The sequence below is a fragment of the Blautia sp. HCP3S3_H10_2 genome (genome assembly GCF_052122375.1).
GTDB lineage: Bacteria > Bacillota > Clostridia > Lachnospirales > Lachnospiraceae > Blautia_A.
In genome coordinates this window covers 80,206-99,219 of the sequence record NZ_JBQKCL010000007.1, presented here as the reverse complement: position 1 = coordinate 99,219, position 19,014 = coordinate 80,206, and the positions used below count along the sequence as shown (strand labels likewise).

The following is a 19,014-nucleotide window of genomic DNA, read 5'->3' as shown; positions in this document are numbered from 1 at the left end:
ATGGCGATTTCTACGGAAGCAGATATATCCGTTTACTATGTAAATTGTAAGCAGTAGCAATAAATATCTCATGAAAAAGGAGACGAAAATCATATGAAAATCACAGATACCATCCGATATGCAGGTGTAAACGATCATCAGATTGACCTTTTCGAAGGACAATACAAGGTGCCAAATGGAATGGCATACAATTCCTATGTTATCCTGGACGAAAAAATTGCAGTCATGGATACCGTAGATGCAAATTTTACCCATGAATGGCTGGATAATGTTGACCGCATCCTGGAAGGCCGCAAACCAGATTATCTGATCGTACAGCATATGGAACCGGATCACGCTGCAAACGTGGCAAATTTCCTGAAAGTATATCCTGATACAACAGTTGTTGCAAATGCAAAAACCTTCAGTATGATTTACAACTTTTTTGGCCTTGAGCTGGAAGGCCAGAAGCTGGAAGTAACAAATGGAGCCACCCTCAATCTCGGAAATCATAATCTGACTTTCGTTTTCGCGCCAATGGTACACTGGCCTGAAGTTATGGTAACCTATGACAGCACAGATAAGGTTCTTTTCTCCGCAGACGGTTTCGGTAAATTCGGTGCTTTGGATGTAGCGGAAGACTGGGATGATGAGGCTCGCAGATATTTCATCGGAATCGTTGGAAAATATGGAGTACAGGTTCAGAAGCTGCTGAAGGTTGCCGCAGGATTGGATATCCAGATCATTTGTCCGCTTCACGGACCAGTTCTCACAGAGAATCTCGGACATTATATTGGCCTTTATGACACCTGGTCCTCTTATACACCAGAAACTGAAGGAATCGTCATCGCTTATACTTCTGTATACGGTCATACGAAAAAAGCCGTTGAAATTCTTGCTGACAAGCTCCGCAGCAAAGACTGTCCAAAAGTTGTTGTATATGATCTTGCAAGAGATGACATGTCACTTGCTCTGTCCGACGCTTTCCGCTACAGCAAGCTGGTACTGGCTACCACAACCTATAATGCAAGTATTTATCCTTTTATGCACGACTACATCACCCGCCTGGTAGAGCACAATTTCCAGAACCGCACTGTGGGTATCATCGAAAATGGTTCCTGGGCACCTCTGGCTGCAAAGGTTATGAAAGAAATGCTTTCTAATTGTAAGAAAATCAACTGGCTGGATACTACTGTGAAAGTACTTTCCTCAGTAAACCAGGAAAATAAAGATCAGCTGGAGGCTATGGCAAGTGAACTTTGCAAAGAATATATTGCACAGAGCGATGAACTGGCAAACAAGAACGATATGACAGCCCTTTTCAGAATCGGATATGGTCTTTATGTAGTTACCTCCAATGACGGCAAAAAGGACAATGGACTGATCGTCAATACTGTGACCCAGCTCACCGACACTCCGAACCGTATCGCAGTAAATATTAACAAGGCGAACTACTCTCACCATGTAATTCGCCAGACCGGAGTTCTCAATGTAAATTGCTTGTCTGTAGACGCTCCATTCTCCGTTTTCCAGCAGTTTGGCTTCCAGACCGGGCGCAGCGTTGATAAATTTGCCGGACAGAAGGTTTATCGTTCCGGTAACGGACTGGTATTCCTGGACAAATACATTAACGCATTTATGTCCCTGAAGGTGGAGCAGTATGTAGATCTGGGTACTCACGGAATGTTCATCTGCAGTGTCACAGAAGCCCGGGTTATGAACGACCTTGATACTATGACCTATACCTATTACCAGAAAAATGTTAAACCACAGCCTGAAACTGAAGGCAAAAAGGGCTTCGTCTGCAAAGTCTGCGGATATATTTATGAAGGCGATGAGCTTCCCGATGATTTTATCTGCCCGCTGTGTAAGCATGGGGCTGCTGATTTCGAGCCTATTGGATAATAAGTTGCATTGGTGATTTTCTAAGGGATAGTAAGACACATAATCAAACTTGTCTTACTGTCCCTTTTCAAATTAACTGTTCATAAATAATAACAGTTCCCACTACATCCACCAGGAAAAAGCGCAGATCTCATTTTTTCCTGAAATTCCGCTTCCAAAGCAGATTTCTCTAATATCTGCAAAGCGATTCGAAGATTACGGATATCTTTTTCCATATAGTCTGTGTAGTTCCCTCTGCCTACAAGCTTCAAATGCGTAATTCCAGCCTGCTTAAGGTGGTAAAGCGCACATAAACCACAACCGGTTTCACCGCACAGGTAGCCGCTGTCATCATACATATCTTTATTCAAATTCATTTTTGTTTCTAACATTATATCTGTGCTTTTATCTGTTTTTTGCACTCCCAATTCATAAGGAACCTTGCAAAGATATCCCATCTCATCACAATGAAGGGAATTGCAAAATGCACCGGTAAACTGACATTTCTCATTCAGAGCAAATGCCTCAAACTCCATGTCTTTTGTCTCTTTATTATTTTTACTGTTTCCTTCCAGGCTATTTTTCCCACATTGATCCACAACCGCTTTCATATCCTCAAACGTATTTTTCCTGTGAAAGATCACCCGTTTCAACTTTAGTTTTCCCAAAGTTTTTACCATCTGACTGTTCACTTCACCACATTCACCGCTTAGATGAATCTCACAGTTTATATCATTTTCTCTCAAATATACCAGCAATGCCGGATCTGCAATGATATAGCTTTTGAAACCAAGCTCCATACAATTCCGGATAATTTGTGCAATTTCCGGATACTGCTCTGGAATATAATACAGAGAATTAAAGGTAAGATGGACTGGTTTTTTGTATTTTTTCACCATTTCAGAGAGGATTTCCAGCTCGCTAAATGCACCCAGCTGGACATTGTAGCAGAGTACTTCCCGGCGGTTCAGAGGCAGAACAGTGCCATATTTTTTCGTCCAGGAGTATGGCACGTAGCCGCAAAAAAACTCATCTGCGCCAGCCTCTGCAAATCTGATATATTCATCTATGGAACCTAACCCGGCTACGATTTTCATGTGTTTCTCCCCTCACTTCAACTTTACTTTTTCCAAAGCACATGTCCAAAATCATCTGTATAATTCTCTCGCAAAATGGATACCACATATTACACAAATTATTTTTTTGGCATACTTACTTCCGCTTTCCAAGTTCCCAGAAAGCAACCGCACTTGCTGCTGCCACATTCAGAGAATCCACATCATGGGACATTGGTATTTTTACAGTATAATCACAGTCTGCAATGGTTTCACCAACAAGCCCGTCGCCTTCCGTTCCAAGGATAACAGCCAGCTTTTCTTCTGCATGAAGCGCAGGATCATCTATGCCCACAGAATCATCCCGAAGCGCCATGGCAACCGTCTTAAAGCCAAGTCTATCCAGCTGTTTCATCCCATCTCCCGGCCACTGTGTTTTCTTGTCAAAATAAGTCCAGGGAATCTGAAAAACAGTCCCCATACTTACCCTGGCAGATCTACGGTAAAAGGGATCACAACAGCCTCCAGTAAGCAGCACTGCATCCATATGAAGAGCTGCTGCCGAACGGAATATTGCCCCGATATTAGTGGGATTTACTACATTTTCCAGTATTGCGATCCTGCCTGCAGACTTGCAGATTTCTTCTACCGATGGCAACATCCGGCGTTTCAACACGCACAGCATTCCGCGTGTCAGCGCAAACCCAGTCAGCTTCACCAGCACACTATACTCTGCTGTATACACTGGAATATCAGGAAACTGCTCCAGGATTTCCTGTACCTCTCCGTTTTCCATCTCCAAATCTCTATGCTCTATAAGAAAAGAGACAGGTTCATATCCCGCATAAAGAGCACGTGCGATCACCTTCGGGCTTTCTGCAATAAAAAGCCCTGGTTTGGGTTCATTATATCTTAGCAGCTGCACCTCGGCCAATCTGGCGTATACATCCAGCTCCGGCGCATTAAACTCTTTTATTTCTATCCATTTTTTCATTTTATTTTCACCTTTTCACCAGTTATTCTCATTTCCTTTTAACATTCTATATAATTAAAAGCTTTAACAGCGTACACTCACAACAGCGAAACCACTACCCTGTCCACACCATTTTCCAGACACTTTTCCAACTTTTCATGCCTCTTCAGCATGTCCATGTCAATTCCAAATAATGAATTATACCGTCCCACCATATGCAGGTCTTCCGGATACAAAAGTGCATATTCTGCACAATACTGCGGACACTCCTTTGCAAGGTTCTGCCGTCCTCTTTCCCCGTTTATACAGATTGCCCGAAGGGGGCAATACTGGGAAGTATTGGTCTGGTAAAGTGGAATATGCAGACTGTTTTTCCCCTCTGGAAACTGCTGTTCATAGCCACAGGATTCCCATTCGAATCTCTGGATCCGAAATTCATTTGCAAGATGATTCCGGTAAAAATCAGCATTCAGATTGTTCATTTCGAACAGCTTCTGGTCGCCTTTTTTATACGAAATACGGGGATCCTTTTTCCGTTTATTCAACAAAATGCCAAGACACGGGCGCAGATTTTTTAGTCCAAATGCCCCGGCCATTCCCCAGTCATTTACAATCACCTCAACCGTGCAATTTTTCTCCTCGCACCAGTCATTAATCTGAGACAGCAGATTTTTCACAGAATCCAGCATATATTCGCGCACATAAGTAAAAGCAATTGTAATTCCTATCCGCTCATATAGTGCTTTTTCCATCATCCGAAACAAAATTTCTCTATCTGGAAACAGAAGATGACAGAATTGGTTTCCAATATAAAGGCGATCCGGCATCTCTCCGGACAGGATACGTTTCCGAATCAAACCCCTGCATGTGCCAATGCTTCTTTTCGCACTTTCCTGTAAAAATACGGCTAATGGTTTATCCAGATAGCTGCGATACAGTTCTGGTCTGTCCAATGCCAGGCAAAACTCCCATCTCGTAGGCTTGTTTTCCATTTTTTCCAGACTTGCTTTCTCGCGCTCTTTTTCTGTGCCTGCGTCAATCTCCCTCTGCCAGATACCCACCTGTTCTTCCAGACTTTTGTATTTCACTTCGTCCAAATTCCCCGCATAACCAGTCATACATTTCGTCAGCAGGCTGTCGTCATCCTCCAGCTTCAGATGAATATATCTGTTATACTGGCAGAGCAGTCTCTGAACCGCCTGCACATAGTTTTCCTGCTTCACCGCGACCTTATATTTCACAAAAAAATCGGAATATTCTTCTTCCAGCTTCTGGATTTCAAACTCCCGGATTTCCACTTCGTTATATTTTCCATACTCTATATCATAAAAACTGACTTTTAATCCAGAAAACTGCATTTTTTCAGTCTGGGCTTTCCCCAATCGAAAGCAAAAGCCAGTATCATCCAGCTCAGTTATCCGTACTTCTTTTTCTCCCACACAGCCAGCAAGCAGCCCGAACGGAATCATAGAAACCATTTTCCTCACCCCTCAGTTCCAGAGCCTGTCCCAAGCCCCGGTCCTTCCATTTCCTAAAATCGCAGTCACTTTACAGAAAGCCTTTTCCAAACACGTTCTAATAAAGAATACTACAAGTATATCCTATAAAATATAATTATACAATCTTTCTCCAAAACCTTTTTTTCTTCACAAAAGAGTGCTACAATTATATTGAATACACTATAAAATAAGGAGTCTGCTCCACCATGAAACAAAATCTCAAACGTATAATTTCTGCAGCTGTCATTGTCATAATCATTGCTGCAGCCTCTCTCGTGCTGTACTATAAGGTTATGAAACGGGAAGAGAACCGCTGCTGGAATACTCTGAAAGATTCTGCGAAATCAGTCACCTCCGAGCTTCAAATGAAATTCCAGGATAATATCACCACACTTGGCCTGGCTGCCAATGCCATGATCCAGGAGGACAAAATAGCTCCCGAAAAAATCCCATCCCTGCACCTGGATGTATTCGAAGAAAATACCCTGTTTTCCAGGATTGACGTTATTTATCCTGACAACACTCTCCTGCTGGAAAATGGTACTCTCGAACCTCTCCGCGGCGACATTACCTTCGATGATATTGCCTCCCGTGGCGAACATATTTCCACCAGAATGAACGATTCCGAGACAGGAAATGAATCTGTTTATTACTTTCTTCCTGTAGAAAAAGGCGGAGAAACGCAGGCCATTCTCACCGGTGTTATCGACCTGACTATCCTGCCTGATGTTTTCCAGATTTCCATTTATAATGGCCATGCAGCACTCTGCATTATCGACAGTAATGACGGAAACTATGTTATGGATACCTGGCACAGCACACTGGGAAATGCCTACGATGAACCTGACAGAGCACCGCTCAGTGGCTATCAGGATATTAATTTAAAAGAAGAGATCCGCAATCAGAACACTGGCACCGTTGCCTTTCAGTCTGAAACAAATGGACAGGACACATATATGTATTACACCCCGATTGGTCTTTTTGATTGGGAAGTCCTGGTCATTTCCCAAAAGAATATTGTATTTTCCAATCTGTTGTATTTGAGAAAATTGATGATTTTTGTTGGTATCATTGAATTCTTTCTTCTATTTATTTACTTTGCCTGGAACCTGTATACCGCTAACCAGCTGTCCAGAAGTCAGAAGGAAACAAGCGAACAGCTGAAGATTTCCAATACACTGATCCAATGCGTCACAGAGCTTTCTTCAGACAAGGATATTAATATTTCCATCCAGAATCTGCTGACGATCATCAACCAGTATTTCGATTCGGACCGTACTTATGTCTTCGAACTGAATCCGGAAAAGGATATTCTAACCAACACCTATGAGTATGTAAGAGGCGGCGTCAGTGTACAGATTGACAACCTCCAACAGGTTCCAATATCCGTTTTACCCAAATGGATGGAAAGCTTTTACAGATTCGAACCATATTATATTTCCGATCTGGAGCAGGAGCGTGGTTACGATTCCTATGACATGCTGAAAGAGCAGGATGTGAACCGGCTGATTGCCGTTCCTCTTGGTAAAAAGGGTGATCCCATCGGCTTCGTGGGTGTAGATAATCCAAGACAGTTCTATGATGATGCTACCCTGCTTTCCTCCATCCAGTTCTTCCTTACCAACAGCCTGGCTACCAAGAAACAGCAGGAACAGCTTCAATATATGAGCTACCGCGACATGCTCACATTCCTTTATAACCGTAATAAATATATTGAGGTACTGGATTCTTATAAGGGAAAAACGCTTGAAAAAGTGGGCGCTGCTTATATTGACCTGAATGGTCTGAAACAGATCAACGACAACCAGGGGCATGAGGCAGGAGATACCTTTATCCGAAGCGCAGCCCATGTCCTTTCCAGTATTTTCCCGGAAAACACTTACCGTATCGGCGGTGACGAATTCGTTATCATGGTGCATGATATTGATGCTTCTGAATTCCACGATAAGATGACGAAGCTTCAGCAAAATATGCAACAGCAACGGATCAGTATTTCTATCGGTTTTCTCTGGAAGGATTCCTGTGAAAATCTGGAAGAAATGCTCAAAGAAGCAGATCACCGAATGTACAAAGCCAAGAAAGCTTATTACCAGACAGCCGACAGACGGACACATAACCACTGATTAAAAAAAGATTCCCTGATCTTTGGGAATCCTTTCTGTTTCATATATCACTATTACAAATCATAACTCTGAAACCTGTAAAAAATATTTCTGGAGTCAATACACTTTAGAAGTTGAAGCCTACAGATTTCAAACTTCCATCTGTGCTCTGTGCGGTTACATCCTGGGCTACTACGCCTTCTTCTGTCTCCTGGATGTGAAGAGCACTCTGTGAGGTGTTCTCTTCTGCTGCTGTCTTGAACTCCATGCTGATTACTACTGCTTCGTCTGGAATTTCAATCTCAACACCATCTACGGTAAAGGTTACATCATAGAATGTGTACTCATCATCTTCTTTGGTACCAAGATCTCTGATGGAAGCCTGCTTCGCTTCTTCATATTTCTCGCTGCCAGCTTCAAGCTTAACGGCGTTCATTACGGTATTCTCCGGAATAGCTGTCTCGTCGAAAACCTTCGCTGTGATAATTACTTCATCATTCTCGAAACGGAAATCTGCAGCAGCTGCAGGTGCAACTGTCTCTTCTTCGCTCTCTGTTCCGTCTGTGAAAGCATTCATCTCGTCATCTGCGGAGCCATCTGAAAAACCATCAAGGAAGGCCTGGTCTTCTGTGTAGGCTTCGGTTCCCTGAAATTCCTCGGTCTGGGATGCTTCCGGCTGAGCTGTCTCCTGAACTGCCTCTGGCTGTGCTTCCGGGGTCTGTGCTGCTTCTGGCTGAGCTTCTGTAATCTCTGCCTCAGCTGCTCCTGTGAAGGCGTCCATCTCTGCCAGTGTCTCCGCATCAGTGAAATCTTCTGCTGAAACCATTGCGTATCCAGTAGTCATCATTGCTGCTGAAATTATAACTGCCATCGCTTTTTTTAATGTATTCTTTCTCATAATGGAAACCTCCTGATCTTCAAGTCTGTTACGTCATTTCCAAATGTAATCTTCTTAATGTAACTTCATTATATCAATAGGAGTGTTTCGTCAACTCTTTCTTCGGGGTGTTTTTTACTTTTTTTCTAATCTTTTTTTACCCAAGACTGCAAGACAAGCCAGAAGCTAAATTGCACACCTCTCTTTAAATGGTTATGGTTCTCAAAAAAGTTTTTCCCAGGAACAAAGAGAAAGCCCACAGAACGCTATATTCCGGGGCTTTCGTCTTTACTATCTTTCTATTGCCTGTTTGAGTGCTTCCTAGTTACTTCCTGTTTCTTCTGCGGCGTCTTTCTGTTTCTGCTGCGATCAGGGCACCAGCTGCCAGAAGGAGCATCAGATAGGTTCCGATCGGAGTATCATCTCCAGTCTTCGGAGACTTGGAGCCGTAACCGCCGGAATGATCTTCTGAGTATCCACCGCCCTCTTCTTCGTCCGTAGACGGAGTAGGTGTAACGGTCGGTGTCACAGTTGTCTCTTCCTGGTTGGTGATCACCACTTCTGCATTCAGATTGTTCTCATCAATTGTAACAGAATCTGCGCTTACGGTTACCTTATAGCCAAAGTCTTCAGAACCTGCAACTGGTTTTCCATTTGAATCTGTTTCGGTTACATACAGGGTTACTGTAGCGCCAGTCTGGGCGAGACCTACACTGATGGTCTCACTTACTTCATAACCTCCATCCATACTAAGCTGAATAATGTTCTGCTCAACCTGGGAGGAAAGCTGTGTATGCTCTGGATCATCAAAGATACCAGCATAGAATACTTCATCACTGTTCTTTGTGTCACCATCTGCACCCAGAACCCGTTTAGTAATGGTCAGCTTACCTTCCTTATAGAATCCATCTGGTGGGAAGCTGCTAAATACGTTCTCGAAGGAAACCGTTGTGATTCCATTCTCGTCGGTTACGGTTGTAGAATTACCATCACCAAATACTGCTTCATAAGTGGTTCCATCTGCAAGTGAACCGATAACCTGAGCGGTACCATCTTCTGTACACTCTCCAATGTAGTAGGTCTTACCGGCCTTAATATTATCAGAGAATACTACAGTGGAAGAATCCGCATTCTTGAATTCAAGTGCTTTCACATCGGAAACTCTCTTTGTGCATTCTTCATCGGAATACAGGGCTACATAGAAGGTCTGATCTCTTGCAACCAGATTATCTCCAATGTAGGTAAGTCTCTTTGTTACCGCAATGGATGCGGAATTTGCCAGGCTATCCTGTACAAGTAAAACACCGTTTTCAGAAACTGTAGTTGTTTTTTCTGTATCTACGGTTCCATCTTCTTTCAGAACAAATGTAGTGTCATTTGTCAGTAAATATCCATCTGGAGCTACTGTCTCGCGGAGGGTGTAGGTCTTACCGGTTTTCAGTTTCTCGGTAACATGAGCTTCCTTGGTGGAATCCCACTCATCTACAATGTTTCCATCCTGGTCAATGATCTGGATATGAGCACCTTCCAGCTCTTCTCCATCAGAGATGTCTACCTTGCTTACCTTGACAGATGTTCTGCTGTCTTCTACAAGAAGAGTTCCATCGTCTGTCATGGTTGTGCTGGTGTTATCCTTGTCAACGGTTCCATCCTCTTTCAGGGTGAAGGTTGTGTCACCAGTTACGGTGTATCCGTCTGGAGCTATTGTCTCACGTAATGTATAGGTTTCTCCAGGCTTCAGACCTGTTACTTCGTGAGCTTCCCATGTGGAATCCCACTCTTCGACTACATTTCCATCCTTGTCGATCACCTGGATATGGGCGCCGGCTAATTCTTTCTGGTCAGTGATATCCACTTTGCTGATCTTTACGGAAGTAATGGTATTTGTAATGATAAATCCTTCTGTTGCATTGCCTGTTACTGCGGAAATATAACCAGCTGCTTTACCAGTTTCCTCTACTGTATAAGCGATGTCTTTTCCAGCTTTCTTCTGGTCAAGGTCTGGCCATGTGTAAGTCCAGTTATTTTCTGCATTCAGAGTGATTTCTTCACCGCTGTTCTCTCCATCCGCTTTCAGCTGGACTTTGATTTCGTCTGGTCTGTGACCATCGCGGTTATTGTTGTCAACCCATGCCTTGGTAACGGTTACACTGGTCTTGCCAGGTGCATAGCTGTTGGTAATGTCGTAGCCGCTGATCTCGGTTGTATAATCAGCAACTGCATCCTCGGTTACAGTGTAAACGATTTCGTCACCATTTTCATATTTCGGCAGATCAGTGAAGCTGTAGCTCCAGATTCCCCTACCATCCGGGCTTACGGTCTTGCTCTGGATCTGGGTTCCGTTTGCAAGAAGGTTGATGGTTATGCTCTCCGGACGGATTCCGTCCTGGTTATCTGCGTCATCCCAGGTCTTGGTTCCGTTGATTTCGGTTGTCTCTGAGATGTGAGTGTTGGTTAAAGTAGTTACGGTTCCATTCTTGTCAGTCTTGGTCAGTTTATAGCCATCTACCTCTGGCTCCTTCCAGGTGTAAGTGATAAACTCGCCATTTTCTTTCTCTGGTAATCCAGTTACAGTCTCGGTCCAGTTGTTGTCTGGTTTCAAAGTAACTGTGGTGTCTGTTTCTTTTCCATTTGCAAGAAGAGTAACTGTGATGCTGGCCGGACGGATTCCATCCTGGTTATCAGCATCAGACCAGAGTTTGGTGATAGTTGCGCTGGTCTCACCTGGAGTGTAGCTGTTGACGATGTTGTAGTCATCGTAGGTTGTGGTGTAGCCCTCTACTTGAGTCTCGGTTACTGTGTAGGTGATTTTTCCATTCTCATTGTACTCTGGAAGTTTCTCAAATTTATAATTCCACTTTCCATTTCCATCAGGAGTTACCTTCTGGTCTCTAACTTTCTCACCATTTGCAAGAAGGTTTACAGTAATGCTTGTTGGACGGATTCCATCCTGGTCACTATTATCATTCCAGGTCTTGGTTCCAGCAATCTCGATTTCTCCTATATAAGTATTTGTGAAATCAATGGAATCTACCTTCTCACCATTTTTCTTAATAACCCGACTTACATTCAGGGTTCCATTTCCGGCATCTGTTACAGTTGCTTCTACTGTATAAACATTTTCGTCATAAGTAACAGTTCCATCTTTTCCCTTAACTTCTGATACTGTGTAAGTATGAGTACCGACATCCGCAAGCGTATAGTTGATTGCCGCAAATTTCACAGCTCCACCAGCTTCATTCGGAACTTTCTGAAGGACATTTTCACTCTCGTCCTTCAGTTCAAAGCTGAATGTGTCTGCTTCAAGAGTTTTATTCTTCAGAGTCTTATTTGCTTCCAATGTGAGACTTCCAGCAGCACTGTAAGTATTTGTAAATACGGTTCCACCTTCAGACTCAGTTTTGGTAATAGCCAACTTACCATCGCTACCCTCTGCTACATTTACTGTTATTGTTCGGGTTGCGTTTGAGTCGTTGGTTACGCCTTCTCCGCTTCCACTTTCTGTAATTGTATAGGTATAAGTCTTTCCAACATCCGCAAGACTGTACTTGATCTTACCAAATTCCAGCGCCTGGCTATAGCCGCTGGTTGCGGTCGTTGTTACACTTGTCTGGGCTGGCATTGGGGTATTGGCGGTTCCTCCCTCCAGGGTGAATGTCCATGCATCCCCTGCCTTGAATTCCCGGCCGCTTAATACCTTGGTTACTCCAAGTGTGGTCTCACCTTCTGCGTACTTGTTTGTAAAGGTTAAGCCATTCTTATCTTCTGTCTTTTGAACATTAAGGGTTCCGTCTCCGTTGTCAGTGACTGTAACCGTTACAGTTCTTGCTGCAATTGGGTCATTCTCCACGTTGGTCACGTTTCCACTCTCGGTGATTGTGTAAACATAAGTGCCAACTTTGTCGAGTGTGTAGTTAATCTTTCCAAAATCAAGTGTTTCGCTGTTTCCACTGGTTGCACTTGTGGTAATGACTGGATGTTCTGGCATCGGGGCTCCCTGGGTATCACAGGTCACTGTGAATGTCCACTTGTCTCCTTCTCGGAATTCCCTTCCCACCAGCTGCTTCTCTGCCTTCAGTTCTGTTTCCCCGGCTGCACTGTAGGTATTGGTAAAGGTTACTCCTCCTGTCGGCTCTGTCTTCGTAACAGCAAGCTTTCCGTCACTGCCTTCTGCTACTGTTACCGTTACGGTACGGCTTGCGTTTGGATCGTTGGTTACGCCTTCTCCGCTTCCGCTTTCGGTAATCGTATAGGTGTAAGTTTTTCCAACATCTTTAAGTTTATACTTGATCGTGCCAAACTCCAGTGTCTGGCTGTTTCCGCTGGTTGCGGTCGTTGTTACACTTTTCTGGGCCGGCATTGGGGTATCAGCGGTTCCTCCCTCCAGGGTGAATGTCCATGCATCCCCTGCCTTGAATTCCCGGCCGCTTAATACCTTGGTTACTCCAAGTGTGGTCTCACCTTCTGCGTACTTGTTTGTGAAGGTTAAGCCATTCTTATCTTCTGTCTTTTGAACATTAAGGGTTCCGTCTCCATTGTCAGTGACTGTAACCGTTACAGTTCTTGCTGCAATTGAGTCATTCTCCACGTTGGCTACGCTTCCACTCTCGGTGATTGTGTAAACATAAGTGCCAACATTGTCAAGTGTGTAGTTAATCTTTCCAAAATCAAGTGTTTCGCTGTTTCCACTGGTTGCACCTGTGGTAATGACTGGATGTTCCGGCATCGGGGCTCCCTGGGTATCACAGGTCACTGTGAATGTCCACTTGTCTCCTTCTCGGAATTCCCTTCCCACCAGCTGCTTCTCTGCCTTCAGTTCTATTTCCCCGGCTGCACTGTAGGTATTGGTAAAGGTTACTCCTCCTGCCGGCTCTGTCTTCGTAACAGCAAGCTTTCCGTCACTGCCTTCTGCTACTGTTACCGTTACGGTACGGCTTGCGTTTGGATCGTTGGTTACGCCTTCTCCGCTTCCGCTTTCGGTAATCGTATAGGTGTAAGTTTTTCCAACATCTTTAAGTTTATACTTGATCGTGCCAAATTCCAGTGTCTGGCTGTTTCCGCTGGTTGCGGTCGTTGTTACACTTTTCTGGGCCGGCATTGGGGTATCGGCGGTTCCTCCCTCCAGGGTGAATGTCCATGCATCCCCTGCCTTGAATTCCCGGCCGCTTAATACCTTGGTTACCCCAAGTGTGGTCTCACCTTCTGCGTACTTGTTCGTGAAGGTTAAGCCATTCGCACCTTTTGTCTGCTGTACACTAAGGGTTCCGTCTCCATTGTCAGTGACTGTTACTGTTACTGTTCTTGCTGTAACTGGGTCATTCTCCACGTTGGCTACGCTTCCACTCTCGGTGATTGTGTAAACATAAGTACCAACATTGTCAAGTGTGTAGTTAATCTTTCCAAAATCAAGTGTTTCACTGTTTCCACTGGTTGCACCTGTGGTAATGACTGGATGTTCCGGCATCGGGGCTCCCTGGGTATCACACGTTACTGTGAATGTCCACTTGTCTCCTTCTCGGAATTCCCTTCCCACCAGCTGCTTCTCTGCCTTCAGTTCTGTGATTCCACTTGCTTTATACTTACTATTAGTAAATTCCGCAGCTGCCGTATTAGATGTATCCTTCCCTTTACTATAAGTTACAGTAGGTGTTCCAAGTCCTTCCGGTACAGTCACTGTAACAGTCCAAGTGCTATTATCATATGTAATACCAGTTTCCGCATTTGAAGAATCTTCTGTAACTTTATAAGTATAAGTTCCTGCTTCTGTATATTTGATGTTTCCAAAACTCTTAATGTCATCATTTTGAGACGCATTAATTGACTTCACGCCATTCTCAGTACCTTTTGGCATTGGTGCATTTCCGTCTGGAGTCAATTTAAAGCTAAACGCTTTATCTGCTGAACCATTAGTAAATGTTTTCCTTACGTTAATACTTGCGGATGTTTCATTTTCTTTTTTCGTATTATTAAATGTAGGGATAGTTACAGTTGCACCATCTTTAGAACCTTTGTGGTAAGTAACATTTGCGTTTTTGCTGATAATCACTCCATTGTTAGAAACAGCTGTTACTTTTACTTCCGCATAATACTCAGTTGTATCTCTTGTATACCCTGCTATATCTCCTTCTTCTGTTATCTTATACCAATAAGTTCCTGTCTCTGTGATGTTTCCAAATGTATCAAATAAAACCAGGCCTCCATCACCATTTGTTTTGGCATCAACAGGAGTTGCATTTCCTTTATCATCCAGTTTATATAACTTAAATGTAAATTTTCCGGTCTCATTTCCAACAGGTGCTTTGCCATTGACAGTCTTTTTAGCTTTTAATGCATAGGATGTCACAGTTGGAATATCCTTTGATAAATTATGCCACTCTGCACCTCCACTTGTTACAGAATTTGCAATAATCCATCCAGCACCTACAGCCTTATTTTCAAAAGATCCCCTTGGAACTAACACTATTCCATGTATCTGATCTGACGTAACAGAACTCGCTTGGTTTAAATTAAAGATGATATTTTCACATGCCTTCTCACCAATTCCCCCATTTGCATAACCACTAATATTAACTTCCTGCCCATTAATCCAAATTTGATACTGCTTTAATTTAACTGTATCATCAGGAATATTTAATACGATATTTTGATTCTCAGTAATTTTAAATTTTAAATGTGTATTTGCATATTCTCCGTTTTCAAAATTAATGTAATATGTTCCATCTGAAAGCCCAGTTAAATCAAGTACACCATTTTCTTCCGCATCAGAATATTGAATTCCATATCGCTGTCCATTAGTTACTAGCTCATCACTTGTATTTTGAGCTTCATTTACCATGTTGGATACAATCTGCTGAATTTCCTGTCTACTGTATGTCTCAGTATCAATAGTTACTCCCTTATCTTTTATATCGCTGCTAAATTTTTTTGCAGCTTCTGGGGTCGTGTAAAGAATAAGGTCACCTTTGCCGCCTTCAGGATTTTTAAAAATATACCAGCCAGATTCAGTATACGCACCAATTAAAGTAGTTCCATTACCGCCATTATTTTTACTACTTTTCATACTACCAGAGCCATGCAATGTACCAACAGCAAGATTTGCCTCCAAATCCCCCTTACATGTAAACTCATTCGCAACAATACCAAAATGTAAAGAACTTCCTAATATAGATTTATAATCTGCGCTCGGTCCTGGCTGAAGCTGCGCTTGTATCTTTTCTATATTTACCGTCAAATTATTGGTATTGTCTTTATCTGCCGTTACAGAAATTTTAAATTTCTTATCCCCTTGTCTAATTTTATCTCCATTTTGCTTTACATCCTGCATCTCATACTGATATATTCCCTTAACTAAATAGAGATTAAAATTACCTATTTCGCTTGTTGTAAGAGAAACAGACCCGGCTTGAAGCGGAACTACATTTGATTTTGCATTAACCGCTTGATATTGTTCTTTTGTACCTAAAGTAATATACTTGTATTCCAAATTAGCCAAATCTAATTCAGATGATATATTTACCTGTATATTATACTGCTTACCATTAGCCTGCACCGCAGCCTGCTGGTTCTCCCCCTTCTGCTGCCGCACCATTCCCACTGTCGCCGCAAACGTGGTCACCGATGAGTCGGCCATGATCATCACCAGAGTGAGAAACAATGCTAGAAATCTTCTTACATACCCATTCTTCTTCATAAATTCTCATTCCTTTCTTGAACTTAGAATTGTGCATTTATTTTAACCGAATATGGATTGATTTCGAGTCATATTCGCGTATTATAAATGAAGCATTTTTTTGATACATTATATAATCTGGGTTCATTGTACTATTTTAACACATTGTACCATTTAGGCTCTTTCTCCAGCTCTTTCATTTCCGAAACATTTTAGCAAAATTAAAAGTTCCTTCTATATAAATACACTATATACTTCTTGTATAAGCCTTTATATTCCTCTTATGAAGTTCTTCGATCAACTATAACACCGTCGCTCTCGCACACCTCACCTACCGATGCCACGTAGAAATCCACCTGCGGAGATTTCTTCTCACCGGAGCATTTACGAAAGGCTTTTTCAATTCGCTTGGAAACTATCGGGCAGTTTTCCTGGCTGATTCCAATCAGCATGATTATGTACTGCCGCATATTGTATTTTGTATAAAAATCCCCTTTACGAACCGAGGACTGTATGGCTTTCTTAAGGGCATGGGACATGTCCCGCTCTTTTTCTTCTGAGACCTCATTTTTCTTATAATCCAAGGTACAGAGCATAACGAACACGGACAGTCCGGAGCGCTCCATCATACGGCAGAACACATGGTAAATGTCAATAAAGCTTGGGAACGGGCAATAGTAAGCACCTACTTCCGCATCTTTTTCCCGGAGCCTTTCCTTGATATCCTCAATGGCACCTGCTGCCTGGGAGGTACGCTCACCCATAAGCTGGAACTGCTCCAGCATCCGCGCAGACGGGGCAACTCCCAGCTCTTCGAACAGAAGCCTTTCTGTATTTTTGTAAACCTCCAGACCTTCTTTATATCTGGACATTCCGATCAGACTGTCGATCTCCCAGATCTGCCATTCGTCAAAAGGATAGATTTCCGCTGTCATATGGGAAATCCGGTGCAGATCCTCGTACCGCTCGTTGTTTTTCAGCCACTGGCATAGCTGGGTGGTAACCTGGAAATATTCATCCCGGCACTGGACATTTTCCACAGCCGCCCAGTTCTCCCCGATCATATCCGGGAGGAATTCGCCTTTATAGATTTTCCAGATCTTCAGCCACAACTGCAGTCGGTCATCCTCTCTTTTTTCCACTTTAGCCTGTTCTACCAGCTTCTTAAATTCACATACATCCACCCAGACCTTAATGTTCTCGTCCCAACAGCACATCCCGGACTGGATGTTAATGTATTTGCTCTCTGGCAGGCCGATGTCCTTCAGCTGCTTCCTCAAACGGAAAATGGTGTTATTAAGGCTGCCGTTTTTGTTCTCAACCTCCACCCGTCCGTAAAGTGCCTCGATCATAGCCGCTTTAGAGATTCCACCGTCCTGTGTGTGAAGCATAAGCAGCTGGAAAAGCTGCGTTGTTTTCGATCCCTTGTTGCGGTCTAATACCAGTTCTTTCCCTTCATATTCCAGGGAAAAGGTTCCCAGCATACAGACCTTTAGTATATTTTTCTCCATTTGCTTTCTCCATTAATGATATTAGCAATCAACATTATATAATATTCATTCTTCTGCACAATAATGCTATTTGTCAGCATCATGTTAAGGGAAAATCTTTTGATCTGATGTTTTTTCTTTCATAGGCAAAAGTTTCCCTTATAACTCCATAATATATTTTTTCTCTTTACGCGTCAATAAACATGGGACAAAACAACAGGAAAAAGGTTAAAATAAGACCCCAGTGCTGCAACACTGGGGTTTTTACTTGCTTCCCGGTAAATTCCTGTTTTTAATCAATTACTTCATATTGCATCATCTCATATTTCAGCTTCGTACCTTCCTTGATTTCTGCTGGCAAAAGTGCTCTGGCAACCAGCTTCAGTTCCGGGGAATCAATATCGGTTCTGCGAAGATTTGCATAATCTCCGTCAATTGACACTACCTCATAGTACCAGGTTTCTAAGATCATCTCTCTTCTCCTTTTCAATGGTCAGAATCTCTGAATTGAGCGTTTGCATTTCTGCTTTCAAGATTACGCATTCTCCGCTTCCATCTCTGCGTTGATCGTATCTTCGCTTTCTGCCATCGCCTGTAAAGTCATGGTCAGCAGCTTCTCCAGATCCCAGCCCAGCTGCTCGGCACCTCTCTGGATCACTTCACGGGAACATCCTGCTGCGAAACCTTTGCTCTTATATTTCTTCTTAAGGGATTTCAGCTCCATATCCTTGGTGCTCTTGGACGGGCGCATTAATGCTGCTGCCCAGATCAGTCCGGTCAGTTCATCTGCTGCAAAAAGAACTTTCTCCATTTCATGCTCCGGAGCCACATCAATGGTTGCACCACAGCCTACTGTAATGCCATAACCATGAGATACCACTGCATGGATCACCTCTTCGCCAACGCCAGCTTCCCGAAGCATCTCCGGAGCCTTCAGACAATGTTCCTCTGAGTAAAGTTCAAAATCAATATCATGAAGAAGTCCTACGATCCCCCAGTATTCTGCGTCATCTCCATAGCCAAGTTCCTTTGCGTACCATTTCATAACAGCTTCTACCGTCAGGGCATGCTGGATGTGAAAGGGATCCTGGTTGTATTTTTTCAGTAAATCAAATGCTTCGTCTCTTGCTATTGTCTGCATGTCAGTCTCTCCTCGTACGTCTAAATCATTTTTTATATATTTGCATCGGTTTCTGCATATCTGCATCAGCTTCGTATATCTGAATCATTTTCCGTATATCTGCATCCGTTTTCTTACATTGGGCATCTGCTTTTCACAGGCATATCCTCGCCTTTTACATATCTGCTGTTAAATTCCATATTAATCTGGCGGAGTTCTTTTTTGCCATCAATGTAATCCTGATACATCTCTGCCAGACCGGCCATGCAGCCGTCACAGCTGGCTTCTATGTTTCCCAGTGACTCTGCCACGATTTTCTCCCGCTCCTCACGGGTTGTTTCTGCAATTAAATATCCAGCCATTTTT

General features: G+C 43.1%; 11 protein-coding genes. 2 read left to right on the top strand and 9 right to left on the bottom strand.

Features of this window, described 5'->3' with window-relative positions; all coding sequences use genetic code 11:
• Nucleotides 1–93 precede the first annotated feature (93 nt).
• Nucleotides 94–1,884, top strand: coding sequence for a flavin reductase (locus ACTQWB_RS09395; RefSeq protein ID WP_441500997.1), 1,791 nt, complete (start codon nucleotides 94–96; stop codon nucleotides 1,882–1,884).
• Between the two features lie 80 nt (nucleotides 1,885–1,964).
• On the opposite strand, the gene ACTQWB_RS09390 is transcribed toward ACTQWB_RS09395, so the two are convergent.
• From ACTQWB_RS09390 to ACTQWB_RS09380, 3 genes are all read right to left on the bottom strand, one after another.
• Complete coding sequence (locus ACTQWB_RS09390; RefSeq protein WP_441500996.1) at nucleotides 1,965–2,960, bottom strand: U32 family peptidase; 996 nt, start codon at nucleotides 2,958–2,960, stop codon at nucleotides 1,965–1,967.
• Nucleotides 2,961–3,075: 115 nt separating this feature from the next.
• Nucleotides 3,076–3,912, bottom strand: a complete 837-nt coding sequence (locus ACTQWB_RS09385) for a TrmH family RNA methyltransferase (protein ID WP_441500995.1) — start codon at nucleotides 3,910–3,912, stop codon at nucleotides 3,076–3,078.
• Nucleotides 3,913–3,989: 77 nt separating this feature from the next.
• Nucleotides 3,990–5,360 (bottom strand): hypothetical protein, encoded by a 1,371-nt coding sequence (locus ACTQWB_RS09380; RefSeq protein ID WP_441500994.1) that lies wholly within the window; start codon nucleotides 5,358–5,360, stop codon nucleotides 3,990–3,992.
• A 236-nt stretch (nucleotides 5,361–5,596) separates the two neighbouring features.
• On the opposite strand from ACTQWB_RS09380, the gene ACTQWB_RS09375 reads away from it, so the two are divergent.
• Nucleotides 5,597–7,513, top strand: a complete 1,917-nt coding sequence (locus ACTQWB_RS09375) for a diguanylate cyclase (protein WP_441500993.1) — start codon at nucleotides 5,597–5,599, stop codon at nucleotides 7,511–7,513.
• A gap of 106 nt (nucleotides 7,514–7,619) precedes the next feature.
• On the opposite strand, the gene ACTQWB_RS09370 is transcribed toward ACTQWB_RS09375, so the two are convergent.
• The 6 genes from ACTQWB_RS09370 to ACTQWB_RS09345 form a co-directional block, all read right to left on the bottom strand.
• The gene (locus tag ACTQWB_RS09370) at nucleotides 7,620–8,390 is read right to left on the bottom strand and encodes a hypothetical protein (RefSeq protein ID WP_441500992.1); all 771 of its coding nucleotides are present in this window, start codon (nucleotides 8,388–8,390) and stop codon (nucleotides 7,620–7,622) included.
• A 304-nt stretch (nucleotides 8,391–8,694) separates the two neighbouring features.
• On the bottom strand, nucleotides 8,695–16,059 hold the full coding sequence (locus ACTQWB_RS09365) for a Spy0128 family protein (protein ID WP_441500991.1): 7,365 nt from the start codon (nucleotides 16,057–16,059) through the stop codon (nucleotides 8,695–8,697).
• Between the two features lie 260 nt (nucleotides 16,060–16,319).
• Nucleotides 16,320–17,549 (bottom strand): AfsR/SARP family transcriptional regulator, encoded by a 1,230-nt coding sequence (locus tag ACTQWB_RS09360; protein WP_441500990.1) that lies wholly within the window; start codon nucleotides 17,547–17,549, stop codon nucleotides 16,320–16,322.
• 271 nt (nucleotides 17,550–17,820) lie between these two features.
• Nucleotides 17,821–18,000 (bottom strand): chorismate--pyruvate lyase, encoded by a 180-nt coding sequence (locus ACTQWB_RS09355; RefSeq protein WP_441500989.1) that lies wholly within the window; start codon nucleotides 17,998–18,000, stop codon nucleotides 17,821–17,823.
• A 63-nt stretch (nucleotides 18,001–18,063) separates the two neighbouring features.
• A complete protein-coding gene (locus tag ACTQWB_RS09350; protein WP_441500988.1) occupies nucleotides 18,064–18,669 on the bottom strand; it encodes an HDIG domain-containing metalloprotein in 606 nt (201 codons plus the stop codon).
• 113 nt (nucleotides 18,670–18,782) lie between these two features.
• Nucleotides 18,783–19,010, bottom strand: coding sequence for a purine biosynthesis protein PurH (locus tag ACTQWB_RS09345; RefSeq protein WP_441500987.1), 228 nt, complete (start codon nucleotides 19,008–19,010; stop codon nucleotides 18,783–18,785).
• Nucleotides 19,011–19,014 lie beyond the last annotated feature (4 nt).